This window comes from Arthrobacter sp. Alg241-R88 (genome assembly GCF_900537115.1).
In the GTDB taxonomy this organism is placed as follows: Bacteria; Actinomycetota; Actinomycetes; order Actinomycetales; family Micrococcaceae; genus Arthrobacter.
This window is the reverse complement of sequence record NZ_UNRG01000004.1, coordinates 47,628-72,273: the sequence shown is the minus strand read 5'-3', so window position 1 is coordinate 72,273 and position 24,646 is coordinate 47,628. Positions and strand designations below refer to the sequence as shown.

The following is a 24,646-nucleotide window of genomic DNA, read 5'->3' as shown; positions in this document are numbered from 1 at the left end:
TCCGGCAGGCAATGGTTTAGCCTCCCGGAGTCCTGATACTTACTTGCTGCCGGGGACTGCGGTGACCACCGGCAGGGGCGAGGTCTCGTCCACGAGGTCGGCACGTCGTCGTCCGTCACCCTTGACCCACAGGCCGTAGGCAAGGACCAGAAGCGCCAGCCAGGCCCCGCCAACGTAGAGCGCGATCCTGGTGTCCTCGAATGCGCCCAGCACGGCGATCACCAGCGCCATGAAGGCAATAGTGAGGAGGGACGCCGCGGGCCAAAAAGGCGACGGGAATTCCGACGCCGGCAGGCCGGTACGCGCGATTTCCCGCTTCATGGCCACATGGGAGGCCAGGATCATGACCCACACCCAGACTGTGGCAAACGTGGCGATCGAGGAGATGAGGATGAAGACGTTCTCAGGAATTACGGCGTTCAGGATGACTCCGACAAGGAGGATCCCGGCCATCATCACTACGGTCATCCAGGGCACCCCGTGCCTGGAAACCTTGCCGAAGGCGGCGGGAGCGTGGCCTTGCCGGGAGAGCCCGAAGAGGATGCGGCCGGCGCCGAAGATGTCGCTGTTGATGGCGGAGAGGGCCGCCGTGATCACCACGGCGTTCAGGATGTGCGGCGCTGCCGGGATGCCAAGCCCGCTGAAGATCTGCACGAAGGGGCTGCCGTTGCTGCCGATTTCATTCCATGGGAAGAGGCTCATGAGCACTCCGAGGGTCAAAACGTAGAACAGCAGGACGCGCACCGGGACGGTATTGACTGCCTTGGGGATGACAGTCTTCGGGTCCGCGGCCTCACCCGCCGTAATGCCCAGCGTCTCGATACCGCCAAACGCGAACATCACCACCGCGAAGGATGCCAGCAGGCCTTCGAAGCCGAACGGGAAGAATCCGCCATGGTCCACAAGGTTCCCAAGGCCCGGGGCAACACCTGAGCCGCCGGCCTGGAAGCCGAACCCGATAATGGCTGCGCCGCCGGCGATCATGGCGATGATGGCCACTACCTTGATCAGCGAGAACCAAAACTCCAGCTCGCCGAAGACCTTGACGCTGAGGAGGTTCAACGCGGCGAGGAAGAAGATGATGGCCAGAATCCAGACCCAGCGCTCCACCTGGGGGAACCAGAAGCCCATGTAGATACTGAAGGCTGTCACATCCGCGATGGCAACGATGGCCATTTCGAAGACATAGGTCCAGCCGGTGACGAAGCCTGCCAGAGGACCAAGGTAGCGGCTCGCATACTGGCCAAAGGAGCCGGAGACCGGATGCCGCACGGCCATCTCGCCCAAGGCCCGCATCACCATAAACACTGCCGCGCCGCCAATGACGTAAGCCAGCAGGACCGCTGGTCCGGCTTTCTGGATTGCGGAGGCGGAACCATAGAAGAGGCCTGTGCCGATCGCGGAGCCCAGGGCCATGAACCGGATGTGGCGCACGTTCAGTCCGCGGTTGAGGACGCTTCCGACGGCGGCTGCGGCCGCCTGTTGTCCGGCCGGACTTTTGGTCCGGGTAGGGCTGGGTGGTGGTTGCATACAAATACCTTCTCGTCTTTGGGAGGGGAGCCGCTAACCAGCAGACCACTTTCGGAAGCGGCGTGATGAGTCTCACGGGGCGTTGGTGTCTTTGATTTCAGACGACGTGCTGTTTCAGCTTTTCCGGTTTCCGCGCGGTGCAACCCTTGACTCAATGGCGGGGTTTTCCTTAGTTTGAGGGGCCCGCTGTTGAGCCCGGCGAATGACGCTGGACGGAAACTGCTTGAGGACGGGGTCAAGTACCCGCAGCCTGAAGGAGATTGACCATGAAAGCCATCGTGCAGGACGTTTATGGACCGGCCGACGTACTCGAACTGCGGGATATCGCCGCGCCAGTGCCCCGCGGGGGTGAGGTACTGATCCGCGTGAGGGCGGCAGGCGTTGACCAGGGCGTGTGGCACCTGATGACCGGGCTGCCGTATCTGATCCGGCTCTTCGGTTACGGCTTGAAGAGGCCCAAGGTTCCCGTGCGGGGCCGGGAGGTGGCGGGCATTGTGGAGGCCGTCGGTGCCGGAGTAACCCGCTTCTCTGCCGGTGATGAGGTCTATGGAACGTGCGACGGATCCTTCGCGGAGTACGTCTGCGCGAAGGCGGACAAGGTGGCCCGGAAGCCCGCGAACCTCTCGTTTGAGGAAGCGGCTGCTGCACCCATCTCCGGTGTCACCGCCCTGCAGGCTGTCCGGGATGCCGGCGGGGTCACCGTGGGCCAAAAGGTGCTTATCATCGGAGCCGGCGGGGGAGTTGGCTCCTTTGCGGTCCAACTGGCCAAGGCCTTTGGAGCAGAAGTCACGGGAGTGTGCAGTACCCGCAAGGTGGAGCTGGTCCGGTCCCTTGGCGCTGATGCAGTCATCGATTACACCAAGTCCGATATTGCCGGATCCGGGGTCCTGTACGACGTCATCCTGGACACGGCCGGCAACCGCCCGCTGTCCGTCCTGCGGCGGGTTCTGGCGCCGAAGGGCACGTTGGTGATCGTGGGAGGCGAAGGGGGTGGCAAGCTGACCGGCGGCTTTGAGCGGTCCCTTGGCGCACCGTTTGCTTCAGTGTTCTCGGGGCAGAAATTCAAGGGGCTGGTTTCGAAGGAAACGTACCTGGATCTCGAAGCCCTCACATCGCTGATCGAAGCCGGCCGCGTGAAGCCTGCCGTTGATAGGGTTTTTCCCCTTGCTGAAGCTCCCGCCGCCATTAGGTACCTGCACGAGGGGCGCAGCCGCGGCAAGGTTGTAGTCACGATCTGAACGGACGGCGAGCTTGCCGCGCTCACGCCGGACTGGGAGCTGTTCCTGACGCCGGAATCAGTCCTCCACGTTTGAAGCCCAGCGTATATTTCAGCGTGCCTGTTCTGTCCAAGGGACGTTATTCAGTGCTGGACGCAGCTCGCGCGGCAGCCTCGATCGAGGCGCGGTGGGCCGCCCATTCTTCCGCGCTCCGAACGGTCAGGTTCGAATCTCCGGGCCGTTGGCCGGCGCTGCCGTCGATGAGTTCGCGCAGGATGTCGGCGTGGCCCAGGTGTTGCGCCCGCTCTGCAACCATATGGACCAAAATCTGGTGCAGGGTGACGTGGCGCCGCTCCTCCGGCCACCATGGCACTACACCCGGAGCATCCAACGGCAGTGCCTCGATGGTCGCATCACTGTGGGCAGCGGCAAACCGGTGCAGTTCAATGATGAAGTCCGTGGATTCACCGGCCGCCGCCCACATGTCGGCGTCGGGGCTTGCATCGTCATCCAGCCAGGGGAGGTGGCGTCCGCTGGGCCGGCCGAAAACCTCACCGAAGTAACCGAGCTCAACGCTTGCCACATGCTTCACCAGGCCCAGCAGATTGGTGCCGGTAGGCGTCAGCGGGCGGCGGAGGTCGTATTCGCTCAGGCCATCCAGCTTGCCCAGGAGATTGTCCCGCCTGACGCGCAGATAGTGATGCAGTCTCTCTTTTTCGTCCATAGCGGGAGCATACCCAAGGCAAGTCTTGCCAACGGCCCGGGCATCCAGGAGTGGCCCCTAACAATGCGCAACGCGCCCCGACACACCTGGCTGGTCGTTCCCTCGCTCCTGTCTGGTACTCCAGACAGGATGAGCGTCCAAGATGGCAATCGAGAACCGGCAGAGGCGCATGCTTAAGTACGGGATCCCGGATAGCAGCGGGAGATCCCGCGAGGAACTAAGGAGATTCCGGTGTTGGCTACAGAAGCAAGCCCGCAGGCGGTCAGCGAACCGAGGGCGGCATCAAGGGTGGCGTCGAAGGTTCCGGCAGCCGAGAACACGCTGCGCATCCTGAAACTGCTGGCTTCCCGCCGGGGGCCGATGGCGGCGTCGCAAATTGCGTCTTCCCTTGGCCTGCCCCGCTCAAGTGTTTACCACCTGCTGGGCGTCATGGAGGCAAATGGTTTTGTGCTCCACCTCCATGAGGAGCAACGGTACGGACTCGGCATCAGCGCCTTCGAGCTCAGTTCCGCGTACTCCCGGCAGGAGCCACTGTCCCGGCTCGGCCGGCCACTGCTGGCTTCCCTCGTGGATGCCCTTGGAGAAAGTGCACACCTGGCGGTGCTGCACGGCCGGGATGTGCTCTACATCGTGGAGGAGCGGGCCAAGAACCGCCCGTCCCTGGTGACCGACGTCGGCGTCCGGCTCCCCAGCCACCTCACCGCCAGCGGGCGGGCCATCCTCGCGGCCCTGCCGAAGTCCCAGGTGCGCGCGCTGTACCCGAACGCCGCAGCCTTTACCGCCCGGCACGAGGTGGAGGGCGCCATCATGAAGTACTCGGCATTGTCCTCGCACCTGGACCAGGTGAGGCAGCGCGGCTACGCCACCGAACACGGCGAGGTCACACCCGGTTTTGGCTCCATCGCCGCCGCCGTCACCGACCACCTGGGATGGCCGACGGCGGCAGTCGCCGTGACGTTCCTTGAGGACAAATTGCCCCCGCAGGAATGGCCGGTGCTGGCTGGCCGGGTCCAAAAGGTAGCGGACGAACTGTCCGTCCGGCTTCACGGCCGCCCCGGAAAGTAACCGCCCCCGCTCCCCGCTTTTGCCCTATCACCTATGGTCCCCAACCGGGGCTTTTGGCAACCAAAAGTGATGGCGCAACGGGAGGGGTGGGATCGTCTGGAATACCGGACACCACCCCCCTGAAACCTCTGTAAAGCCCGCCCGCCAAGGGCTTTAGTTGATACAGAACCTCTTTCACACCACAGACACCAGACGAAAAGGAGCCAACCATGGCACCCGCCGATTTCACCACCGGTGCCCGCCCGGTCAAAGCAGCCCGCGGCACCGAGCTCACCGCCAAGTCCTGGCAGACGGAAGCCCCGCTGCGCATGCTTATGAATAACCTGGACCCCGAGGTGGCCGAGCGCCCGGATGACCTGGTGGTCTACGGCGGCACCGGCCGCGCCGTCCGCTCCTGGGCAGCGTTCGATGCCATCACCCGCACCCTGGAGACCATGGAAAAGGACGAGACCCTGCTGGTCCAGTCGGGCAAGCCGGTGGGCGTGTTCCGCACCAATGAGTGGGCGCCCCGGGTCCTGCTGGCGAACTCCAACCTGGTGGGCGACTGGGCCACCTGGCCCGAATTCCGCCGGCTCGAGGCCGAGGGCCTGATGATGTACGGCCAGATGACCGCAGGTTCCTGGATCTACATCGGCACCCAGGGGATCCTGCAGGGCACCTTCGAGACGTTCGCCGCCATCGCCCGCAAACTGACCGGCGACGAAAACGGTACCTTGGCCGGCACCCTCACCCTCACCGGCGGCTGCGGCGGCATGGGCGGCGCCCAGCCGCTGGCCGTTACCCTGAACGACGGCGCCTGCCTGATAGTCGACGTCGACCAAACCCGCCTGCGCCGCCGCGCCGGCAAGCGCTACCTCGACGAAGTGGAAACAGACCTCGACGCCGCCATCGCCAAGGTGCTCAAGGCCAAGGAAGAGCGCCGTGGCTGGTCCGTGGGCTACGTGGGCAACGCGGCCGAGGTCTTCCCCGAAATCCTGCGCCGCCACAAGGCCGGGGAGCTCACGGTGGACATCGTCACCGACCAGACCTCCGCGCACGATCCGCTGTCCTACCTGCCCGAGGGCATCTCGGTGGAGGAGTGGCACCGCGAAGCCGAAGCAGACCCCGAAGGCTTCACCAAAAAGGCCCAGGCCTCGATGGCACGCCACGTCCAGGCGATGGTGGAATTCCAGGACGCGGGCGCGGAGGTCTTCGACTACGGCAACTCCATCCGGGACGAAGCCCGCAAGGGCGGCTACACCCGGGCGTTCGAGTTCCCCGGCTTCGTTCCCGCCTATATCAGGCCACTGTTCTGCGAGGGCCTTGGGCCCTTCCGCTGGGTCGCGCTCTCTGGTGACCCCGAGGACATCCGGGTCACCGATGAGGCCATCAAGGAACTCTTCCCCGAGAACAAGCACCTGCACCGCTGGATCGACGCCGCCCAGGAGCGGGTGGAGTTCGAAGGCCTGCCTGCCCGGATTTGTTGGCTCGGCTACGGCGAACGCCACAAGGCCGGTCTCCTGTTCAACCAGCTCGTCAAGGAAGGCAAGGTGAAGGCCCCCATCGTGATCGGCCGCGACCACCTGGACTCCGGCTCCGTCGCCTCCCCGTACCGCGAAACCGAGGCCATGGCGGACGGTTCGGACGCCATCGCCGACTGGCCCCTGCTGAACGCCCTGCTCAACACCGCCTCCGGCGCCACCTGGGTATCCCTGCACCATGGCGGCGGCGTGGGCATCGGCCGGTCCATCCACGCCGGCCAGGTCTCCGTGGCCGACGGCACGGACCTCGCTGCCCAAAAACTTGAGCGCCTCCTCACCAATGACCCCGGCATGGGCGTCATCCGTCACGCCGACGCCGGCTACGACCGCGCCCTCGACGTCGCCAAGGAACGCGGCGTCCGCATCCCCATGAAGGAATCAGCAGATTCCGTAGAAGCAAAGAAGTAGGAACCACAAGTGACACTCACAACCCACGAACCGCTGACCGTCACCCTCGGGTCCAGCGGGGTCACGCCCGAGGACGTCGTCGCCGTCGCGCGCCACAACGCCAAGGTCGCCATCTCCCCGGAAGCGCTGGAAACCGCTGCCAAGGTCCGGGCACACATCGACGACCTGGCTGCCAGCGACGTCCCGGCATACGGAATCTCCACCGGCTTCGGCGCCCTGGCCAACCGCCACATCCCCAACGAACTGCGCACGCAGTTGCAGAAGAGCCTGATCCGCAGCCACGCCGCCGGCATGGGGCCGGCCGTGGAACGTGAAGTGGTGCGCGGCATCATGTTCCTGCGCGCCAAGACCCTCGCCTCCGGCCGCACCGGTGTCCGCCCCGTGGTCCTGCAGACCATGGTGGACGTGCTCAACGCCGGCATCACGCCCCTGGTCCGCGAATTCGGTTCCCTGGGCTGCTCCGGCGACCTCGCCCCGCTGTCCCACTGCGCCCTGGTCCTGATGGGGGAGGGTGAAGCAGCAGGGCCCGACGGCGAGCTCTACGGCATTGCCGGCCGCCCCGCCGTCGCCGAACTTCTCGCCGAGCATGGCATCGAGCCCGTCACCCTCGCCGAAAAGGAAGGACTGGCACTGGTCAACGGCACGGAAGGCATGCTGGGCATGCTCCTCATGGCCATCGCGGACCTTCGCCAGCTCCTGACGACGGCGGACATCACCGCCGCGCTCAGCGTCGAGGCATTGCTGGGCACCGACCAGGTGTTCCTGCCGGAACTTCACGCCGCGCTGCGCCCGCACCCGGGGCAGGCCGCAAGTGCCGACAACATGCTGCGCGTGCTGTCCGATTCTCCAATTGTGGCTTCCCACCGGGTGGGGGACTCGCGGGTACAGGACGCCTACTCGCTCCGCTGCGCCCCGCAGGTTGCCGGTGCCGTCCGGGACACGCTGGACCATGCAGCGCTGGTCGCTTCACGTGAGCTGGACGCCGCCATCGACAACCCAGTGGTCCTGCCCGATGGACGGGTCAGCTCCAACGGCAACTTCCATGGCGCTCCGGTGGCCTACGTCCTGGACTTCCTGGCCATCGCCGTCGCCGACCTGAGCTCTATCGCCGAGCGGCGCACGGACAGGATGCTGGATCCGGCCCGTTCCCACGGCCTCCCCGCCTTCCTCGCAGCGGACCCCGGCGTCGACTCCGGGCTCATGATTGCCCAGTACACGCAGGCAGGCCTGGTATCGGACAACAAGCGGCTCGCTGTTCCCGCATCAGTGGACTCCATCCCGAGTTCCGCCATGCAGGAAGACCACGTCTCCATGGGCTGGCACGCGGCGCGCAAGTTGCGGAAGGCAGTGGAGAACCTGCGGCGGGTCCTGGCGATCGAACTGGTGGCGTCAGCCCGAGCCCTGGACATCCGCACGCAGCTCTCCGGTGGCGTGCTGACGCCGGGGCCGGCAGGCGCCGCCGTTGTCGCTGCGCTTCGCGCTGTGGTGGAGGGGCCGGGAACGGACCGTTTCCTTTCACCGGAGCTGGAGGCGGCGGACAGCCTTGTCGCAGCAGGGGAGGTGCGCCGGGCAGCCGAATCGGCCGTCGGCGCCTTGGCCTGAGCGCGAACATTATTCAGCGTTTCTGCACAAAACGTCCGCCTGGTGAAATTTCCGGCGACACGGTCATCAGGCGGACGGGGAGTGTAGTAGAACTGAAGGTGTAGTGAAAGTCACATCAAAGAGGCTGTGGCGCGGAACATATACAAAGGGGTAGAAGTTCAAATGAAAGCACGTGGGGCAGTCCTGTCGAGGCGCAATGCCCATTCCGCCGCGGTTACCGACTGGAGGACTCTTCAGGCCGGGGAAAGCGTCGAGATCATCAAGCAGGCGCATGTGGTGGCCACCGGCGAGGTGGAAGAAGTGTCCCAGAGCGGAAACGTTCTGTGGCTTGTGCCGGCTGGTCCAACTGAGAAGCAGCTTTTTCTGAAGTCCGACGGCGTGCAGGTACGCCGCGGCTGACAGCCTTCGCATTTCCAAAACAAAAGTCCCCGCCGCTGCTTGACGCAGGGCGGGGACTTTTGTTTGCTGCGCTGCAGAGGCGTTTGTCGCAAACTGTTAGGCAGCGATGGCCTCGTAGGTTTCGCCGAACGGCACTGATTCATCCAGCGCTACCGTGTATCGGCCGGGGTGCAGCCGGGTAACCAGGATTCCGCAGGAGGAGTCCTTCGCAGCTACCTCGATCAGCTCGGCAACGGCCTCTTCCAGGCCAGCGTGCATTTCGCCTGCAGTGGAAAACTCCAGGTCGATGGTCCGGTTCAGCGGCTCTTCCGCGGATACGGATGCCGGAACGCGTTCCAAAGTGGCTGTAGACATGTACTGAACTTTCTGTGGTTTGTCCCCCAGGGCCTGCCCAGTCTACCGGCCGAGCGCCCTAATGTCAGATGACTGCCCTATCAAGAGCCAGAGGGGCGGGCAAGGGAAGCCCTACAGACACGCGGAAGTGCAGTCACAAATGGTGCGGTGGCGGAAGCCAACCCGCCTCGGCCACCATGGTGGTAGTCCACCTGCGATCCGGCTCCAGAAAGAAGGAATTCCTGTATGAAGATCATGCGCCTTGGGGACGCCGGCAATGAGGAGCCGGCCGTCCTGGTGTCAGCCCCAGACGGATCCGAACGGTACTTCAGCCTCCTGCCCCTCACCCGCGATGTGGACGGCGACTTCCTGGCAGCGGGAGGGCTGGGCAAAATCCGGGAAGCACTGGATGAAGGTACCTTGCCGGTCCTCACAGAAGCAGCCGCCCTGCGCATCGGGCCACCACTGGCACGCCCGGGAGCAGTGGTGGGCATCGGCATGAACTATGCCGCCCACGCGGCTGAGTCCGGCTCGGCACCACCGGAAATTCCTGTGGTGTTCCTCAAGCCCGCCAACACGGTAACGGGGCCCTACGACCCCGCCCCCGTGCCGCCGCACTCCAGTAAATATGACTGGGAGGTGGAACTGGGCATCGTGATCGGCAGGGAAGCCAGCTACCTCGGGTCCGTGGCCGAGGCACAGCAGTGCATCGCCGGCTACGTCACGGCCAACGACTTCTCCGAGCGGGAGTACCAGCTTCCGGGGGCTGCCGGGCAGTGGACCAAGGGCAAGACGCTGCCTGGTTCAACGCCGCTGGGCCCATGGCTTGTCCCGGCAGACGACACCGACGGCGGCAACCTTCGGCTGCGCAGCTGGGTTAACGGGGAAGCGCGGCAGGACTCCAGCACGTCGGAACTCATTTTTGACCCACCCACACTGGTCCACCACTGCAGCCAGTACATGCGACTGGAGCCCGGCGATGTGATTCTCACCGGGACTCCAGAGGGGGTGGCGCTGAGCGGCCGCTTCCCCTACCTCCAGCCGGGCGATGTCGTCGAGGTGGAGGTAGAGGGGCTGGGACGCCAGCGCCAGGAACTTTACCGTGCAGGGCAGCCCCGGACCGGGCAGCCTGCGGCGCAGGAACAGGAAAAGCCGCAGGGGCAGCTGCAGTCCCGCTAGCCTAACCGGCCTTTACCGCCAGGACCGGGCAGTCCGCCTCCAACAGAATCCGCTGCGATACGCTGCCCATGATGAGCTTGCCCACCGGCGTACGCCGGCGCAGGCCAATCACGATCAGCTCGGCGTTGTTCTCCTCTGCGGCATCCAACACCTCTGCGGCGGCATCGTGGCCACGGACCGGCTGCTTGATCACGTGGTCGATGCCCTGGGTGGCCAGCCGGTCCTCGATGCTCTGGATCTCCGGCTCCTGGGCGTAGCGGTTGTCCACCAGAGCGTCGCCCTTGGACGAGTTGATAACCAGCAGGGTGGTGTTGCTCTTCCGGGCTTCGTGGATGGCCTGGGTCAGGGCTGCTTCGCCCTCGGGGGTCGGGACGTATCCCACCACGATGGTCATGGTGTCTCCTTTGTTGTTCTGGGGCCACATGGACAGGGTTCCCCGGCCGAGCTTGCGAGGTTAGGGGGTCCGTGGGGAGGGTAGTTGATGCCGGGAGGAACTGCAGGACGGCTTCTCAGCCGTCGCCGTCGCCGTCGGCCGGACCGTCGGCGCGGTGGCTGCCGTGGCTTACGCTGCCGCCAACCTCCCTGGGGACGGTTGCGCCGGAGTTGGCGGGGACCGCGGTCTTGGGCGCCGGACGCGTCCTACGGAACAGCTTGAAGAGCAGCGGCCACAGCAGGATGAGCCCCACGATGATGTAAACAACGACGGCGATCGGCTCGCTGAAGAGACCTGCGGGGTCACCGGCGCTGAGCTGCAGGGTCTTCCGGAGCTGGCCTTCGATGCGGGGCCCAAGGATCACGCCGAGGATGAGCGGCAGGACGGGAAGGCCGAACCGCCGCATCATGAAGCCGAGTGTGCCGAGGACCAGCAGGAGCACCAGGTCGAATGCCTGCAGGTTCACCGAATAGGCGCCCAGCGTGGCAAAGAACAGGATGCCCGCGTACAGGTACGGCCGGGGGAGCTGCAGGAGCTTGGCCCACATTGGTGCCAGCGGCAGGTTGATCAGCAGGAGCAGCAGGTTGCCGATGAACAGGCTGGCGATCAGTGCCCACACTAGGGGACCCTGGCTGGAGAACAGCTGCGGGCCGGGCTGGATGCCGTAGGAAGTGAAGGCTGCGAGCATCACCGCGGCCGTGGCGTTGGTGGGCAGGCCGAGCGCCAGCATCGGGGTGAGCGTGCCGGCGGCGGCGGCGTTATTGGCAGCTTCGGGGCCGGCAACACCCTCGATGGCGCCCTTGCCGAATTCTTCGGGGTGTTTGCTGAGGCGCTTCTCGGTGACGTAGGAGAGGAAGGTGGGGATCTCGGCGCCACCTGCCGGCAGCGCGCCGAAGGGGAAGCCGAAGGCGGTACCCCGCAACCACGGCTTCCAGGACCGCTTCCAGTCGGACTTGCCCATCCACGGCTGCCCCACGGGAATGGCGTGCAGCGGGGTGCGGCGCAGGTGGGCGGCCACCCACAGGGCTTCACCCACGGCGAAAATGGCCACGGCCACCACAACAATGTCCAGGCCGTCCGCCAGCAGCGGCTGGCCGAAGGTCAGGCGGCGCTGGCCCGTGACGGAGTCGATTCCCACCAGGCCGATGGCCAGGCCGAGGGCCAGCGAGGCAAAGCCCCGGAGCCGGGACGATCCCAGGACCGCGGTGACGGCCAGCAGTGCGAGGACCATGATGGCGAAGTAGCTGGGCGCACCCAGGCTGACGGCGAACTGGACCACGATCGGCGCGCAGACGGCAAGCAGGGCGGTGCCGATGGTGCCGGCGACGAACGAGCCGATGGCCGCCGTCGCAAGCGCCTGCGCAGCCCGGCCCGCCTTGGCCATCTTGTTGCCTTCGATCGCCGTCACCACCGACGACGATTCACCGGGCGTATTCAGCAGGATGGAGGTGGTGGAGCCGCCGTACATACCGCCGTAGTAGATGCCGGCGAACATAATGAAGGCGCTGGTGGGTTCCAGGGCGTAGGTGACCGGAAGCAGCAGTGCCACAGTCATGGCGGGGCCAAGGCCCGGAAGGACGCCGACGGCGGTGCCCAGGAGTACGCCGATCACGGCGTAGAGGAAGTTCATGGGGGTGAGGGCGGTGGCGAAACCGTCCATCAGTGAGGACCAGACGTCCATCAGAGGATTCCTTCCAGGAGTCCGGCGGGCAGTGCGATGCCGAGGCCGAGGTAAAAGCCGTAGAAGGTCAGCAGGGACAGTGCCACGGAGATGAGCCCGTCACGGATGTAGTGCCGGCTGCCCAGCGCCAGGACGCTGCCCCAAAAAAGGACAGTGCCGGAGATGACCCATCCGGCCCAGTCGATGAGCAGGATGTTCAGGATGAAGGCTCCCGCCAGGGGCAGGATGGTCTTCCAGTCCGCAGGGTGGGTGAGGTCGACGTCTTCGCCGCCTTCCGCCTCGCCCTGGCCGCCGCGGATGACGTTAACGGCCAGCAGGACCGCGCAGACCAGCAACAGGCCGGCCACGATGTACGGAACGGTCTTGGGGCCCACCGGATCCGACTGGGAGTACGGGGTCACCAGCCTGTTGGCGTCCAGGAAGACCAGGACGCCGGCCGCGCCGAGCAGGAGTGCAACTCCCAGCTCGGCGCGGCCTTTCAGGCCTGAAATCAGGGAGCTCACGCCAACCCAAGCTTGGTGAGGACGTCCGCCACCCGCTTGTCCTGGTCGGTGAGGAAGGTTTCGAACTCGTCGCCGGTGATGAAGGCGTCGGACCAGCTGTGCGTCTTCAGTGCTTCCTTCCAGCCCTCGGTGGCGTGCATCTTCTCAAGGGCGGCGATCAGGGAAGCCTTGTCCTCGTCGCTGATGCCCGGAGGTGCCACGATGCCGCGCCAGTTGGTGAACACCAGGTCGATGTTGGATTCCTTCAGCGTGGGGGCGTCCACACCCTCAAGCCGCTCTTCGCCGCTGGTGGCCAGGACGCGCACTTCGCCGGACTGAATCTGCTGCAGGAACTCGCCCGCGCCGGAGGCGGCGAAGCCAAGCTTGTTGCCGAGGATCGCCGGCAGGAGGTCGCCACCGCCGTCGTAGGAGACAAAGTTGACCTTGGTCGCGTCGATGCCCACTGCACCCGCAAGCTGCATCGGCAGGAGGTGGTCCGGGCCGCCGGGGGAGGAGCCGCCGCCCACGGAGATGGAAGCGGGATCAGCCTTCCAGGCCGTTACCAGGTCATCGATGGTCTTGTAGGGGGAGTCCTTGCTGACCATGATGGCACCGGGCTCTTCGATGAGCCGTGCCAGCGGAGTGGTCTCGGTCAGCTTCGACTCCGACTTGTTGGTGTAGCTGGCGCCAACGACGCCCAAGCCCATGAGCATGGCGAGGTCGCCGTTGCCTTTTTCGTTGACCACGCGGGCCAGGCCCACGGTGCCGCCGGCACCGGCGAGGTTGAAGACTTCGGTGTTGGTGGAGATCTTCTCGTCGTCGAGGACCTTGGCTGCTGCACGGGCGGTGGTGTCGTAACCGCCACCGGGGGTGTTGGGGACCATGATCTGCAGTCCGGTAATGGGGCCTGCAGCGGCGCCGGAGCTTTCCGAACCGGTGGAGCTCTTCCCGGTGGCACCGCAGCCGGTGGCCATCAGGGCGATGCCGGCGGCGACGGCGGCGACTCGCAATGCGCGGATCTGGCGCATGGTGTTCCTCTTCTCAGTGATGCATGCTCTACGGGGATGATCAGCGAACCTGACCTTGTGCTTCGATGCTAGGTCCATCCGTGACGGCCATCACTCTTGTGTACGCAGAGAAAGTTAAGTTCATTGCGTTCACGTTTCCGGGGTCCCACCCCGCCTCCGGCAACAGGGCACCGGGACGGGCACGACGGCGGTCCCCGCTGGTTTCCACATGCCCTGCGGTATAGTTCCGATACGCCGGGAGGGGACGGGCGGCGCGCCCCTGGGCACCAGTGCCCGCGGCACTTCAACCACCACTAAAGGAATCCACGCAGTGACTCGACGAAGAGGAATGTCCCTCGCCGGACAGTACCTTGTGCTGCAGTTGCTGATCGTCCTGGCGGTTCTGGTGGCGGTGGTGGCCATCTCTCTTGCGCAGTCTGCTGCCGCCTTCGAGCGCACCGAGGGCCGCCGGGCGCTGTCCGCGGCCGAAGCCCTGGGCAACAACCCCGCGGTACGGGCTCTGCTGCCCGACGCGCAACCGCGGGTGGGTGCCGCCCTGCCCGCAGTGGCCGAATCCGTCCGGACAGTGTCGGGGTCCTCGCACGTGGCGCTGGCAAGGCTGGACCAGACGGTGGTGGCCGCTTCCGATCCAAGCCTGCTGGGCAATCCCCTGGAACTTGGCCCCAGCAGGGTAATGGAAGGCCGGGCTTGGACGGGTGTGGTGGGTGGCAGTGGTGCCGCCGTCCTGTCCGCCCATGTGCCGGTGCTCGACGACGCCGGAAAAATGATCGGCATCGCCTCCGTCAGCCGCAACTACCCCTCCACCCTGGAGCGGCTGGGCGACGCGGTTCCCAACCTCCTGACCTATCTCGGCGTCGCGAGCGTCCTGGGTGTGGCCGGGTCGCTGCTGCTGGCCCGTCGCGTCAAACGGCAGACCCTCGGCATGGAGCCCAGCGAAATTACCGGACTCGTGGAAAACCGGGAGGCCATGGTGCATGGCCTGAAGGAAGGCGTGGTGGCGCTGGATCCCCATGAGCGCATCACGGTGGCCAATGACAGCGCACGGATACTGCTGGGGCTTCCGCAGGACTGCGTGGGCAAGAAGCTCGCCTCCCTGCCCGTGGACCCCGCGCTCAAGGTGGTCCTGACCCGCGAGCAGCAGGACCCGGACCAGCTGGTGCTGGTGGGGGAGCGCCTGGTGGTGGCGAACCGGGTCCCCATCCGCTCCCGCGGCCGGGACATCGGCTCGGTCACTACCCTGCGGGACCGGACCGAGCTGTCCTCGCTGGAACGTGAGCTGGGCGCCACCCGCACCGCCACGGACACGCTGCGGGCCCAGGCCCATGAGTTCGCCAACCAGCTGCACGTCATCTCAGGCCTGATCCAGATCGGTGAATATGATTCCGTGGTGCAGTTCGTCAATGGGGCCACGGTGGACCGGACCAGGCTGAACGATGAAGTGACCAGCCGCATCCAGGACCCTGCCCTCGCGGCACTGCTGATCGCCAAGTCCAGCCTCGCCGCCGAACGCGGCGTGGCCCTTCAGCTCGATCCCGACTCCGCCCTGAGCCAGGTCAGCGATGATCTGTCCCGGGACCTCACCACCGTGGTGGGTAACCTCGTGGACAACGCGTTCGACGCCGTCACCGGACTTCCGGGCGCAACTGTCCGGGTGCTGGTTGAGGACAGCGATGACTACGTCACCGTCACCGTCCGCGACACTGGCCCAGGCGTCCCGGCCGAGGATCTGGAGGAGATCTTCCGGCAGGGGTTCTCCACCAAGGAAACAGGACCGGCAGACGGCCGCGGTTTTGGGCTGGCTCTCTCTCGGGTGGTCTGCCGGCGGTCAGGCGGCGACCTCACAGTGGCCAATGACAACGGGGCAGTCTTCACAGCACGATTCAAAAGAGGTACAACGCAGCCATGATCAAGGTGCTGATCGTCGATGACGACTTTATGGTGGCCAAGGTCCACGCCGGGTTCATCCAGCGGACCCCCGGGTTCTCCGTTGTGGGGGTGGCCCACACGGGTGCCCAAGCCGTGCTTGAAACGGAACGGCTGCAGCCGGACCTTGTGCTGCTGGACATCCACCTCCCCGACATCAACGGGCTGGACCTGATGCACCGGCTGCGCGACGTTGCCCCGGAGCTGGATGTACTGGTGATCAGCGCGGCCCGCGAGGTTGAGACCGTGCGTAAGGCCCTGCGCGGCGGGATCGTGCACTACCTGATCAAGCCGTTTTCGCAGTCCGACCTGCAGGAGCGCCTGGAGCATTACCGGAGCGCGTACCAGGGGCTGGATTCGGCCAAGGACGTGGCGGAGCAGTCGGACGTGAACCGGGTGTTCGGCCTGGACGGCGCTGGTACCCAAGGCGGGCGGCCGCTTCCGAAAGGCTGCAGCATCGAGACGCTCAAGCTCGTGGAAGCAACACTTAACGCTGCCGACGGCGATCTGTCCGCGGCCGAGGTGGCCGAACAGCTGGGCACGTCCCGGGTCAGCGCCCGCCGGTACCTCGAATACCTGCATGATGAAGGGACCCTTGAGGTACGGCTCAAGTACGGGGTGGGGCGCCCGGAGCGGCGCTACGTCCTCAAGGGCCAGTAAACGGCACCCGGCGCCTTAGTGCTCGGCGCCTGGCGTGGGGCCGGGAAGGAACTCGGAGGGCAGCTCTGCCACAGGCACGATCACCATGTCCTGGACTTTCCAGTCCATGGCCACGCAGGCCTCGCGCGCCGCTTCGAGCTGTTCCAGGGAAGGCGTGGCCTTGCCGGCCGGGACCACGAAGGACTCCACGTGGAACACGTGTCCTTCGTCGCGGATCCGCGACTTTGCATCCTCAGTCCAGTCGAGGCTGCGGAGGTACTCATCCAGTTGCCGCCCGAGCGGGTGGGGCTTGCCGTCGTCGTAGGTCATGGCGCGCTTGTCCATCAGGGCGGAAACGGCGGCGCGGGTGTTCTTGAAGCCGTCGTGCAGGATGCTTGCTGAGATGATCAGCGCGGCCGCGTAGTCAGCCCACCAGAGCCCCATGCCGATTCCAGCCACGCCGGCTACCGCCGCTATCGCCGTCATCCAGTCGGCCTTGTTCATGTCCGCATCCGCGTAGAGCACTTTGTCGTGCAGTTTCTCGGCGAGTTTCATCTTGGCCCTGCCCAGGAAGACCGGCGGCGCTGAGGTGATGATCATGACGGCCATCATCAGCCAGCCAAGCCAAATGGTATTGCCGAAAAGCTCGATGCCGCCGATGGTGGGATGCTCCGCCTTGAGCAGGCCAAGCCCGGACTCCACAAGGAGGTAGCCGCCCATAACCGTCAGCGCGACGGCGGCCACCAGGTGCGCCACCCCGGTGGACCGGTGGTAGCCATAGGGATGCTTCTCGGACGGAGGTTTGCGGATGGCATGGGCCGCCACCAGGAAGGAGATGGGCGGCAGGAAGGAAAGCAGGTCCTCGATCCAGGCGGCCTTCATGGCCTGCGAGTTGCCCAACACCAGGAACACCATGGTGGTGGTGACCACCAGGAAACCCATGGTGGCCCATTCGACCCTGATGGCCTTGCGCAGCGCCTCCTGCTGTTCGGGCGGCAACTCGGTGTTCCCGAACCGGACGGCGTCGTGGCTGGCGATGTTTGTCATTTCTGCTCCTTCGCTGCCATCAGGAACTTATCGAGCTCAAGCAGGAAGGCGTTTTCGCCCAGCGGCACCAACATGACGTGTTTGTGGAGGTTTCCGCGCTCGTCGCGGGATTCGGAGTAGGGGCGGGTGAGGCCGGCATGCGTCACCCACGGTGTTTTATCGTCCAGCCCGCCGATCACCAGGTCCAGCCCGCCGTGCTTAAGCTCTTCGGCCAGGACCTGCTCGGTTCCTGCCACCCATTCCACGTCGGAGCCGAGCTTCGCCGCGAAGTCCCGCACCAGGTCTGCTTCCGTGCCCTGGACCTCGCTGCTGCTGACATCACCGCTGGCATCCGCGGAGATCCGGACCCAATCGCCGTTCATGCTTGCGCCGACACGGAGGGTTCCGCCCTGGGCTTTCTCCAGGGTCCCCTGGGGGTCGGCGGGGAAGCTGCCAGCGCAGCCGGTGAGCATCAGCAGGACGGCCAGCAGCAGTCCTGCCACCATTCCTCGGCGCCGCATTCCGCTTACTCCCTTCCTTCGGTAGAAAGTCCAATATTAGACAGCCTACTTACTTTTTGTGGAATAGGGCCGCATGAAAGGACCAGCCACAGAGGGCTCAGCGCAGCAGGGTCTCGACCAGGCGCGCCGCGACTTTCGCGGTCCTGCCATCGATATCGAACCCGGGGTTCAGCTCTGCGACGTCCAGGTGCAGCAGCTTGCCGGAGCGGGCCACTTGGCGGCACACCGCGCTGATGACGGCAAGCGGTACACCGTACGCCGCCGGTGCGCTGACGCCCGGGGCCACGGCCGCCGGCAGTACGTCAAGGTCAATGGTCAGGTACAGGACATCAATATCCGCGAGGAAGCCTGCCACGAAGTCCCGCACGCGCTCCGCCCCGCAGTCCTCGTCGAGCAGGTACCGGACGCCCAGTTTCTTTGCGGTATCGAAGAGGGTGCGGGTGTTGTTGGGTTCGGAAATCCCGACGACGGCGTACCGGAAGTCCCGTCCGGCGGCGGCTTCCGCCCGGGCCATCTGGAGGAACGGCGTCCCGGAACTGGGCTCCTCATCGCGAAGGTCGAAATGCGCGTCGAGGTTCAGGACGCCCAGCCGCCGGCCACCCTGGACGGCAGCGGACCCGGCCACGCCCAGGTAGCTGGCGAACGCGGTTTCGTGGCCGCCGCCCAGCACCGCGGTGAGGTGCCCGCCGTCGAGCATTGCCGTTACTGCCTTGCCGGTGCGCGCCTGGCCAGCCTCAAGATCGTTGCCGGCAACCACCACATCCCCGGCATCGGCAACAGGGCGGTCCAGATGGAACGCCAGCGGGCCGAGGGCAGCCCGCAGTGCAGCGGGGGCGGCGGCCGCTCCCGTCCGGCCCTTGTTCCGGCGCACTCCTTCGTCGCTGCAGAAACCGAGCAGGACGGCGGGTTTTGGTGCGGCCCCTGTTGCAGGGTTGCCTTGGTAGGGCGTGACGGCCTGCCACCAGCGGCGGTGCTCTGCGCCGTCACCGTCAAACCTGCCGTTCCAGGGCTGCGGCGGGACATCGACGGCGGGGATTGATGCAGGCATGCCTCAAGCTCACCGCATGCCGGCGGCCAAAACCAGCAACGCCGCCGTCGTGATGTCTGGAATCCAAGAATCAGAATGTCGAAACAGGTCCGAAGCTACAAACGGAAGCCTCCACGGACCGAAGCTCCACAAACCGTGCGGAACACTGAAGGGGCTATTGTGGAGCAATCCCTTCCCGGGACCTTAACGCCATCTTGCCGCGCCAGCAGGGCGCAACGATCCAGCCGGAGAGCAGCAACGTGTTTGAAGCCCCCAACATCCTGTTTGCGGCCGCTGGCCTTGCGGTGTTCATTGCCGCGGTGCTTCCCAAGCTGCTGCGTGACATGCCCTTCTCCATGCCCATGGTCTTTTTGGGTGCGGGAATGGCTGCGTTCGCCCTGATTCCTACGCTTCCGGATCCCGACCCGGTGGTCCATTCCGACTTTGTCCTGCACATTTCGGAAGTCTGCGTGATCATCTCGCTGATGGGGGCGGGGTTGGCCCTTGACCGGCCTGTGGGCCGTAAACGCTGGTCCACCACGTGGCGGCTGCTCGGGATCGCCATGCCCCTGTGCATCATTGCCCTGACCTTGCTGGGGCTGTGGTTCCTCGGACTGGGCCTCGGCGCCGCCCTGCTGGTGGCGTCCAGCCTCGCGCCCACGGATCCGGTCCTGGCATCCGAGGTGCAGGTGGGCGAGCCGGCAGACCACGAGGAGGGTACCAACAAAGAGGACGAGGTGCGGTTCGGCCTCACCTCCGAAGCCGGCCTCAACGACGGCCTGGCCTTTCCTTTTGTCTACCTTGCCATCGCCATCAGCATCGCGGGATCATCCCCGTCGGCCTGGTTCCCCGAATGGTTTGGGGTGGACGTACTGTGGCGGCTCGCCGTCGGGTTGCTCCTGGGCTTCCTCACCGGCAAGGTGCTGGCCAGGATATTCTTTTCCGCCCGTACCGAAAGCCTGCGGCTCTCCAACCACTCGGAAGGCTTCGTGGCGCTGGCTGCCACGTTCCTGGCCTACGGCGTCACCGAAATGATTGAGGGCTACGGGTTCATCGCAGTGTTTGTGTGCGCGGTAACCATCCGCGCCGCTGAGCACACGCACGGCTACCACCGGGTGCTGCACTCCTACGTGGAGCAGTTGGAGCGGCTCATGACAGTACTGATCCTGGTCCTGCTCGGCGGTGCAATCGCGCGCGGGCTGCTCGAAGGCATTGGCTGGACAGAAGTGCTTGTGGCGCTTGCCTTCCTGCTGGTGGTCCGGCCGCTGGCTGGCTGGCTGGGGCTGCTGGGCGGCAAAACCGGGCCCAGGGAGCGGATCGCCCTCTCGTTCTTCGGCATCCGCGGGATCGGCTCGCTGTACTACCTCTCCTACGCCCTGGGCAAGGGCCAGTTTTCGGACCAGGCGGAGTGGCTGTGGGCGTTTGTTGGCCTGGTGGTGGCCCTGTCCATCGTGATCCATGGCGCCACCACCTCGCCGCTTATGAACCGGCTGGACAAGCTCCGCGCGAAGAAGGCCCGCGCTGTGTCCGGTGACGAAGGGCTGGCTCCCAACACTCCCGTGTAACCCGCCCTGGCCCGCGTGGCCTGGTGTGCACCCGCCTGGCCTGCGGCCGACAGCCTGGCGCCACAGGCCTGCGGCAGCAGGCTACATGCCCACGGCTGCCTCGATCGGACCGATCGCGAAGAACAGCAGGAACGCCCCGGCCACTGCCCACATCAGCGGGTGGACGTCCTTGATCCGGCCCTGCACAGTGCGGATCAGGACGAACGCGATGAATCCGGCGCCAAGGCCGTTGGCGATGGAGTACGTGAACGGCATCAGCGTGAACGTCAGGAAGGCGGGAATCGCGATGCCCCAGTCCTGCCAGTCGATCTTGCCCACCTGGGACACCATCATGAAGCCCACCACCACCAGGGCCGGGGCAACAGCCTCGAAGGGAACCAGGTTGATCAGCGGGGTGAAGAACATGGCCACCAGGAACAGCAGGCCGGTCACGATTGAGGCGATGCCGGTGCGGGCGCCTTCACCGATGCCGGCACCGGCCTCGACGTAGATCTGGTTGGAGGATACCGAAGCGCCGCCGCCGGCGATCGCGCCGAGCGCGTCCACCTGGAGGACCCTGTCGACGTTGGGAATGTTGCCGTGCTCATCCACCGTCCCGGCCTCGTTCGCAAGGCCCACCATCGTGCCCATGGCGTCGAAGAAGATGCTCAGCAGGATCACGAAGGCCAGCAGCGTGGCGGCCACGAAGCCCAGGTGCTCGAAGGCGCCGAACGGGTTGGCCTTGCCGATCAGGGAGAGATCAGGAGCAGCCCATTCAGAGAAAGTAGGAGCCACCAGGGACCAGCCCTGCGGGTTGAAAGGTTTGCCCGGCTGGACGCTCGGACCGATCTGCAGCGTCATTTCCAGGATCACAGCTATGACGGTGGACGTGATGATGCCGATCAAGATGGCACCCTTGACCTTGCGCACCACCAGGGCGATGGTCAGGATCAGGCCAAAGACGAACACTGCGGTGGGCCAGCCCAGGAGCTTGCCCTCAAAGCCCAGCCCCACCGGAACGGTGGTGCCGGCCACGTCCGGGATGCGGCGGACAAAGCCGGCGTTAACCAGCCCGATCAAGGCAATGAACAGCCCGATGCCCACCACAATCGCCGTTTTGAGCCCCTCCGGCACAGCCCGGAACACGGCGGTACGGAAGCCGGTGAGGACCAGGATCAGCATCGTGACGCCGGACAAGACCACTAAGCCCATCATGTCGGGCCAGGTCAGGCCCGGATTGGTGGCGACGGTGACCGCCACAAACGCGTTGACGCCCAGCCCGGTGGCCAGCGCGAAGGGATGCTTGGCCCAGGCTCCCATCAGGATGGTGAGGATGCCCGCAACAAAGGCCGTGACGGCGGCAACTGCCGGGAACCCGAGTGTGTTGCCGCTGGAGTCAGGTCCGGAGAGGATCAACGGGTTCAGCACCACGATGTAACTCATGGCGAAGAACGTGGCGAAGCCGCCGCGGATCTCGCGCGAGAAGTTGGAGCCGCGCTCGGTGATCATGAAATACCGGTCCAGGGCAGAGCCTTGCTTAAGCATTAGTCCTCCGGGGGAGTCTTTGGGGATACCTGAATCCTATGGGGGCTCCGGCAGGGTCACCGTCAATTTCGCCTAGTCTGTTAGGAAGCCAACACCAAGGGAGCAGTCCAAGCATGCGTTCCATCCGCCACTTACTGAGCTTCGTCCTCGGGTCCTTTGTTTTTGCTGCCGCTGTCCTGGGCCTCGCCGGACCGGTTGCAGCACACGACGCCGTCGAATCCAGCACCCCTGCCGAGGGCGCAACAGTGGCGGCGCCGCCGGAGCAGGTATCGGTGACCCTCAGCAACAACCCGTTGGGTATTGGCTCATCCTTCTCCGTCAAGGATGCTTCGGGCACAGAGTGGGCGGACGGGCCGGTGGACATCGTGGACAACGTGGCCAGCCAGAAGCTCAAGGCGGGCGGACCGGCAGGGCAATATACGGTCGCCTGGCGCGTAGTGAGCTCCGATTCGCATCCCATCGAGGGGACCTTCACATTCACGGCTTCTTCGGCAGCCGAGGGGGCCGCTCCGGCACCAGGTTCGACGGCGGGTTCGACGCCGGCCGCTACCGTTCCGGGCATGGGAACCGCTGAGCCGGGAGTGACAGCGGCGCCGGAAAACACCGGCTCCGGGGAACCGTTCCAGTGGAGCATCGTCATTTTCGCAGCGGCCGCCGTGGGCTTGCTTGTCACCCTCGCCATCCTGGCCCGCCGGAGGCTCGCGGCGGGCACCGATGATGAGGGCTGACCGGCACTAGCAGGGCAGGATCGCCAGGCTTCCGGTGTACGGGAGAGCCGGGTTCTCCGGGTTGACCTTCGCGGAGATGGCCTGGCCCACCGTCTTGGCCTGGCGCAGGACCTCTTTGGGCGAAGGGGTGATCAGCTCCCCGACGCCTACCAGGTAGATGCCGATGGCCCGCATGGCGGCAACGAGGTTGCGGCCCACCGAGATGCCGAAGTCGTTAATCATCCGCCGCAGCTGGCTGTGGGCGCACCGCGTGAGGACGATATGGTCCGCCACCAGGATGCCGGTGGGGGTATGTACCTCCCACTGCGGGACCGCACGTCCCGTCGATGCGGCATCAACCTTTGTCAGTTGAACGGCGCGGGTGGTGTTGCGGACATCCACATCGTGGCTGGCGGCATAGTTGCGCAGGTGCCGCAGGATTTCGTTCCGTTCCCGCAGGTTGGCCGAGTCCGCCGCGTCGCAGCGCTGCAGTGACGCTGTGTTGGCCGGCTGTGCGGCGCCCAGGATGTCCAGTCCGTCCACCACTATCGAGTCCACCCCGCGGCGGCACAGTTCAGCGGCCACGGCCAGGCCGGACAAGCCCGTGCCAATGATCACAGTGGTGGTCTGCTCGGTCCCGGCATTCCCAGGCATGCTTGACACTACAGTTTCCTCCTTCGAAGCTTCGGCAGGTGCGGGCGTCGTCGCCCGCGCGCGTCCCGTTACCCCCAAAGTCCGGCCGCAGTGCGTTGCCGGGCAGCTCTGACTGGAAGATGCAGCAGGCGCCCGGACCAACAATGTCCTGAAGACTACAGAAGATTCGCGGCGCTGGATAGCCCAATCCGAAAAGATTCGCCTGCTGGTGAACACGCTTTCCAACCTGCCGGGCCGAGCCTGTGGATAACCGCCGTTTCCTGCCCTGAACAGGCTTGCTAAGCAACGGTGGACGGAGAATAGTGAGAACTGGAAGCGGGCCTTCCTGAGCAGCGGCGGCTGCGATACGGGTGCACGGGGAACGGCCGGCTTTCTGGCAGAATAGCCGCAATATCAGGCAGTATCGCGAGGAGGCGGCCCAATGGGCGCACAAGAGTTGCATCCGGACCCAGCGCGGGACAGCGGTGGCGCTCATGCCGCTCCCGACGGGATCGTTGTGGGCGTGGACGGGTCGGACCACGGCCAGTGTGCGCTGGTGTGGGCAGCCCGGGAAGCCCGGCGCCGCCGCCGTCCGCTGCACATCGTCACTGCTTACTCGGTGCCGATCTTCGCCGCCTCCGGCCTCGACGGCGGATATGCCACCGTGGATGATTCAGTCATCCGCGAAGGCGCCGAAGCGGTGGTCAAGCAGGCCCTGGAGAAGGTCTCGGCCTATGACATTGACGTGAGCGCCTCGGTGGAAAACGGGGATGCCTCCGGTGTGCTGCTGGACATGTCCCAAACAGCAGAGCTCCTGGTCTTCGGCACCCGCGGCCGTGGCGGCTTCGTTGGCAGGCTTCTTGGCTCCGTCAGCAGCGCGCTGCCTGCGCACGCGAAATGCCCTACGGTTACCGTGCCGCTGGTCTGCTCGGACCGGCTGGGCGAAACCACCGAGGACCGGCGCGTGAAAGCTGAACAGGCCAAGGCCGGGCACCAGCGCGTGGAGAATGTGGTCGTCGTCGGTGTGGACGGCTCTGAACAGGCACGGGTAGCCGTGCTGGAAGCCGCGGACCAGGCTGAGCGGCTGGGGGCATCGCTCCGGGTTGTCTGCGCGGTTCCGCAATACAGCGGCTCGTTGGCCTGGGTTCCTGCTCCGATGGACCGAAAGGCGCTTTTCGCCGATATCCAGGTGACCCTTGATGCGGGGATGGCCTGGTTGAGGAGCCACTACCCCAACCTGTCCGCAGAATCCGAGCTGATGGACGGTTCCCCGGTTGACGTCCTGGTGGAAGCAAGCCGGCATGTGGAGCTGGTGGTAGTCGGGACCCGCGGCCGCGGCGGCTTCACCGGGATGCTCCTGGGATCCACATCGGACGGTGTTCTCCATCATGCCAAGGGGCCCGTAATGGTGGTTCCGGACCGCGAGGACCCGCGCCTGGCCGACCGGGCCCGCTTCGGGCCGATCCTCGGCGCAGCCTGA

23 protein-coding genes are annotated in these 24,646 nt (G+C 65.6%); 11 read left to right on the top strand and 12 right to left on the bottom strand.

The features are described from left to right. Window positions 1–39: 39 nt before the first annotated feature. A complete protein-coding gene (locus G6R19_RS11035) occupies window positions 40–1,530 on the bottom strand; it encodes an amino acid permease (protein WP_163164832.1) in 1,491 nt (496 codons plus the stop codon). Between the two features lie 266 nt (window positions 1,531–1,796). On the opposite strand from G6R19_RS11035, the gene G6R19_RS11030 reads away from it, so the two are divergent. After that, entirely contained in the window at window positions 1,797–2,768 is a 972-nt protein-coding gene (locus G6R19_RS11030) for an NAD(P)-dependent alcohol dehydrogenase (RefSeq protein ID WP_163164830.1), read from the top strand. Between the two features lie 118 nt (window positions 2,769–2,886). Here the strand turns inward: G6R19_RS11030 and G6R19_RS11025 are convergent, their stop codons facing one another. Further along, window positions 2,887–3,471, bottom strand: coding sequence for a DinB family protein (locus tag G6R19_RS11025; protein ID WP_163164828.1), 585 nt, complete (start codon window positions 3,469–3,471; stop codon window positions 2,887–2,889). 234 nt (window positions 3,472–3,705) lie between these two features. Here G6R19_RS11025 and G6R19_RS11020 point away from each other — a divergent pair, with 234 nt between their 5' ends. The 4 genes from G6R19_RS11020 to G6R19_RS11005 all read left to right on the top strand — a co-directional run bounded on the left by G6R19_RS11020 (window position 3,706) and on the right by G6R19_RS11005 (window position 8,465). Further along, complete coding sequence (locus G6R19_RS11020) at window positions 3,706–4,536, top strand: IclR family transcriptional regulator (protein ID WP_205484372.1); 831 nt, start codon at window positions 3,706–3,708, stop codon at window positions 4,534–4,536. A 209-nt stretch (window positions 4,537–4,745) separates the two neighbouring features. Beyond that, complete coding sequence (locus G6R19_RS11015) at window positions 4,746–6,464, top strand: urocanate hydratase (RefSeq protein ID WP_163164826.1); 1,719 nt, start codon at window positions 4,746–4,748, stop codon at window positions 6,462–6,464. A gap of 9 nt (window positions 6,465–6,473) precedes the next feature. Next, on the top strand, window positions 6,474–8,066 hold the full coding sequence (gene hutH, locus G6R19_RS11010; RefSeq protein ID WP_163164824.1) for a histidine ammonia-lyase: 1,593 nt from the start codon (window positions 6,474–6,476) through the stop codon (window positions 8,064–8,066). A 162-nt stretch (window positions 8,067–8,228) separates the two neighbouring features. After that, window positions 8,229–8,465, top strand: a complete 237-nt coding sequence (locus tag G6R19_RS11005) for a hypothetical protein (RefSeq protein WP_163164822.1) — start codon at window positions 8,229–8,231, stop codon at window positions 8,463–8,465. 96 nt (window positions 8,466–8,561) lie between these two features. Here the strand turns inward: G6R19_RS11005 and G6R19_RS11000 are convergent, their stop codons facing one another. After that, window positions 8,562–8,819, bottom strand: a complete 258-nt coding sequence (locus tag G6R19_RS11000) for a hypothetical protein (RefSeq protein WP_163164820.1) — start codon at window positions 8,817–8,819, stop codon at window positions 8,562–8,564. Between the two features lie 225 nt (window positions 8,820–9,044). Here G6R19_RS11000 and G6R19_RS10995 point away from each other — a divergent pair, with 225 nt between their 5' ends. Further along, window positions 9,045–9,977 carry a fumarylacetoacetate hydrolase family protein gene (locus G6R19_RS10995; protein WP_163164818.1) on the top strand — a complete coding sequence of 311 codons (933 nt, stop codon included), beginning with the start codon at window positions 9,045–9,047 and terminating at the stop codon, window positions 9,975–9,977. Between the two features lies 1 nt (window position 9,978). Here the strand turns inward: G6R19_RS10995 and G6R19_RS10990 are convergent, their stop codons facing one another. The 4 genes from G6R19_RS10990 to G6R19_RS10975 form a co-directional block, all read right to left on the bottom strand. Continuing rightward, on the bottom strand, window positions 9,979–10,371 hold the full coding sequence (locus G6R19_RS10990; protein WP_142043255.1) for a universal stress protein: 393 nt from the start codon (window positions 10,369–10,371) through the stop codon (window positions 9,979–9,981). 115 nt (window positions 10,372–10,486) lie between these two features. Then, window positions 10,487–12,091: a tripartite tricarboxylate transporter permease gene (locus tag G6R19_RS10985; RefSeq protein ID WP_163164816.1), complete on the bottom strand. Its 1,605-nt coding sequence runs from the start codon at window positions 12,089–12,091 to the stop codon at window positions 10,487–10,489. Beyond that, window positions 12,091–12,594 carry a tripartite tricarboxylate transporter TctB family protein gene (locus G6R19_RS10980; RefSeq protein ID WP_163164814.1) on the bottom strand — a complete coding sequence of 168 codons (504 nt, stop codon included), beginning with the start codon at window positions 12,592–12,594 and terminating at the stop codon, window positions 12,091–12,093. Before G6R19_RS10980 ends, G6R19_RS10985 begins: the two co-directional genes overlap by 1 nt. Further along, on the bottom strand, window positions 12,591–13,601 hold the full coding sequence (locus G6R19_RS10975) for a tripartite tricarboxylate transporter substrate-binding protein (RefSeq protein WP_163164812.1): 1,011 nt from the start codon (window positions 13,599–13,601) through the stop codon (window positions 12,591–12,593). Before G6R19_RS10975 ends, G6R19_RS10980 begins: the two co-directional genes overlap by 4 nt. Window positions 13,602–13,929: 328 nt before the next feature. Between G6R19_RS10975 and G6R19_RS10970 the strand changes: the two genes are divergently transcribed. Both G6R19_RS10970 and G6R19_RS10965 read left to right on the top strand, forming a co-directional pair. Continuing rightward, the gene (locus G6R19_RS10970; protein ID WP_163165291.1) at window positions 13,930–15,507 is read left to right on the top strand and encodes a sensor histidine kinase; all 1,578 of its coding nucleotides are present in this window, start codon (window positions 13,930–13,932) and stop codon (window positions 15,505–15,507) included. Further along, complete coding sequence (locus G6R19_RS10965) at window positions 15,504–16,184, top strand: response regulator (protein ID WP_163164810.1); 681 nt, start codon at window positions 15,504–15,506, stop codon at window positions 16,182–16,184. Before G6R19_RS10970 ends, G6R19_RS10965 begins: the two co-directional genes overlap by 4 nt. A 15-nt stretch (window positions 16,185–16,199) precedes the next feature. Here the strand turns inward: G6R19_RS10965 and G6R19_RS10960 are convergent, their stop codons facing one another. The 3 genes from G6R19_RS10960 to hutG form a co-directional block, all read right to left on the bottom strand. Beyond that, entirely contained in the window at window positions 16,200–17,210 is a 1,011-nt protein-coding gene (locus tag G6R19_RS10960) for a cation transporter (RefSeq protein ID WP_163164808.1), read from the bottom strand. Beyond that, window positions 17,207–17,710: an ABC transporter substrate-binding protein gene (locus G6R19_RS10955; protein ID WP_163164806.1), complete on the bottom strand. Its 504-nt coding sequence runs from the start codon at window positions 17,708–17,710 to the stop codon at window positions 17,207–17,209. Before G6R19_RS10955 ends, G6R19_RS10960 begins: the two co-directional genes overlap by 4 nt. A gap of 97 nt (window positions 17,711–17,807) precedes the next feature. Then, window positions 17,808–18,758 (bottom strand): formimidoylglutamase, encoded by a 951-nt coding sequence (hutG, locus tag G6R19_RS10950; protein ID WP_163164804.1) that lies wholly within the window; start codon window positions 18,756–18,758, stop codon window positions 17,808–17,810. 239 nt (window positions 18,759–18,997) lie between these two features. Between hutG and G6R19_RS10945 the strand changes: the two genes are divergently transcribed. Next, window positions 18,998–20,302 carry a cation:proton antiporter gene (locus G6R19_RS10945; protein WP_163164802.1) on the top strand — a complete coding sequence of 435 codons (1,305 nt, stop codon included), beginning with the start codon at window positions 18,998–19,000 and terminating at the stop codon, window positions 20,300–20,302. 81 nt (window positions 20,303–20,383) lie between these two features. Here the strand turns inward: G6R19_RS10945 and G6R19_RS10940 are convergent, their stop codons facing one another. Next, the gene (locus G6R19_RS10940) at window positions 20,384–21,826 is read right to left on the bottom strand and encodes an NCS2 family permease (protein WP_163164800.1); all 1,443 of its coding nucleotides are present in this window, start codon (window positions 21,824–21,826) and stop codon (window positions 20,384–20,386) included. A 113-nt stretch (window positions 21,827–21,939) separates the two neighbouring features. On the opposite strand from G6R19_RS10940, the gene G6R19_RS10935 reads away from it, so the two are divergent. Beyond that, window positions 21,940–22,554: a copper resistance CopC family protein gene (locus tag G6R19_RS10935; RefSeq protein WP_163164798.1), complete on the top strand. Its 615-nt coding sequence runs from the start codon at window positions 21,940–21,942 to the stop codon at window positions 22,552–22,554. Between the two features lie 6 nt (window positions 22,555–22,560). On the opposite strand, the gene G6R19_RS10930 is transcribed toward G6R19_RS10935, so the two are convergent. After that, a complete protein-coding gene (locus tag G6R19_RS10930) occupies window positions 22,561–23,187 on the bottom strand; it encodes an NAD(P)-binding protein (RefSeq protein WP_163165289.1) in 627 nt (208 codons plus the stop codon). A gap of 421 nt (window positions 23,188–23,608) precedes the next feature. On the opposite strand from G6R19_RS10930, the gene G6R19_RS10925 reads away from it, so the two are divergent. Then, window positions 23,609–24,646 (top strand): universal stress protein, encoded by a 1,038-nt coding sequence (locus G6R19_RS10925; protein ID WP_163164796.1) that lies wholly within the window; start codon window positions 23,609–23,611, stop codon window positions 24,644–24,646.

Bases quoted from the DNA above. Each gene is read 5' to 3' on its own strand.
- G6R19_RS10955 (WP_163164806.1), bottom strand. From the start codon at position 17,710: ATGCGGCGCCGAGGAATGGTGGCAGGACTGCTGCTGGCCGTCCTGCTG.
- G6R19_RS10990 (WP_142043255.1), bottom strand. From the start codon at position 10,371: ATGACCATCGTGGTGGGATACGTCCCGACCCCCGAGGGCGAAGCAGCC.
- G6R19_RS11000 (WP_163164820.1), bottom strand. From the start codon at position 8,819: ATGTCTACAGCCACTTTGGAACGCGTTCCGGCATCCGTATCCGCGGAA.
- G6R19_RS11015 (WP_163164826.1), top strand. From the start codon at position 4,746: ATGGCACCCGCCGATTTCACCACCGGTGCCCGCCCGGTCAAAGCAGCC.
- G6R19_RS11035 (WP_163164832.1), bottom strand. From the start codon at position 1,530: ATGCAACCACCACCCAGCCCTACCCGGACCAAAAGTCCGGCCGGACAA.
- G6R19_RS10935 (WP_163164798.1), top strand. From the start codon at position 21,940: ATGCGTTCCATCCGCCACTTACTGAGCTTCGTCCTCGGGTCCTTTGTT.
- G6R19_RS10930 (WP_163165289.1), bottom strand. From the start codon at position 23,187: ATGCCTGGGAATGCCGGGACCGAGCAGACCACCACTGTGATCATTGGC.
- G6R19_RS11025 (WP_163164828.1), bottom strand. From the start codon at position 3,471: ATGGACGAAAAAGAGAGACTGCATCACTATCTGCGCGTCAGGCGGGAC.
- G6R19_RS10970 (WP_163165291.1), top strand. From the start codon at position 13,930: ATGTCCCTCGCCGGACAGTACCTTGTGCTGCAGTTGCTGATCGTCCTG.
- G6R19_RS10975 (WP_163164812.1), bottom strand. From the start codon at position 13,601: ATGCGCCAGATCCGCGCATTGCGAGTCGCCGCCGTCGCCGCCGGCATC.
- G6R19_RS10960 (WP_163164808.1), bottom strand. From the start codon at position 17,210: ATGACAAACATCGCCAGCCACGACGCCGTCCGGTTCGGGAACACCGAG.
- G6R19_RS10940 (WP_163164800.1), bottom strand. From the start codon at position 21,826: ATGCTTAAGCAAGGCTCTGCCCTGGACCGGTATTTCATGATCACCGAG.
- G6R19_RS11030 (WP_163164830.1), top strand. From the start codon at position 1,797: ATGAAAGCCATCGTGCAGGACGTTTATGGACCGGCCGACGTACTCGAA.
- G6R19_RS10965 (WP_163164810.1), top strand. From the start codon at position 15,504: ATGATCAAGGTGCTGATCGTCGATGACGACTTTATGGTGGCCAAGGTC.
- hutG (WP_163164804.1), bottom strand. From the start codon at position 18,758: ATGCCTGCATCAATCCCCGCCGTCGATGTCCCGCCGCAGCCCTGGAAC.
- G6R19_RS10925 (WP_163164796.1), top strand. From the start codon at position 23,609: ATGGGCGCACAAGAGTTGCATCCGGACCCAGCGCGGGACAGCGGTGGC.
- G6R19_RS10985 (WP_163164816.1), bottom strand. From the start codon at position 12,091: ATGGACGTCTGGTCCTCACTGATGGACGGTTTCGCCACCGCCCTCACC.
- G6R19_RS10995 (WP_163164818.1), top strand. From the start codon at position 9,045: ATGAAGATCATGCGCCTTGGGGACGCCGGCAATGAGGAGCCGGCCGTC.
- G6R19_RS11005 (WP_163164822.1), top strand. From the start codon at position 8,229: ATGAAAGCACGTGGGGCAGTCCTGTCGAGGCGCAATGCCCATTCCGCC.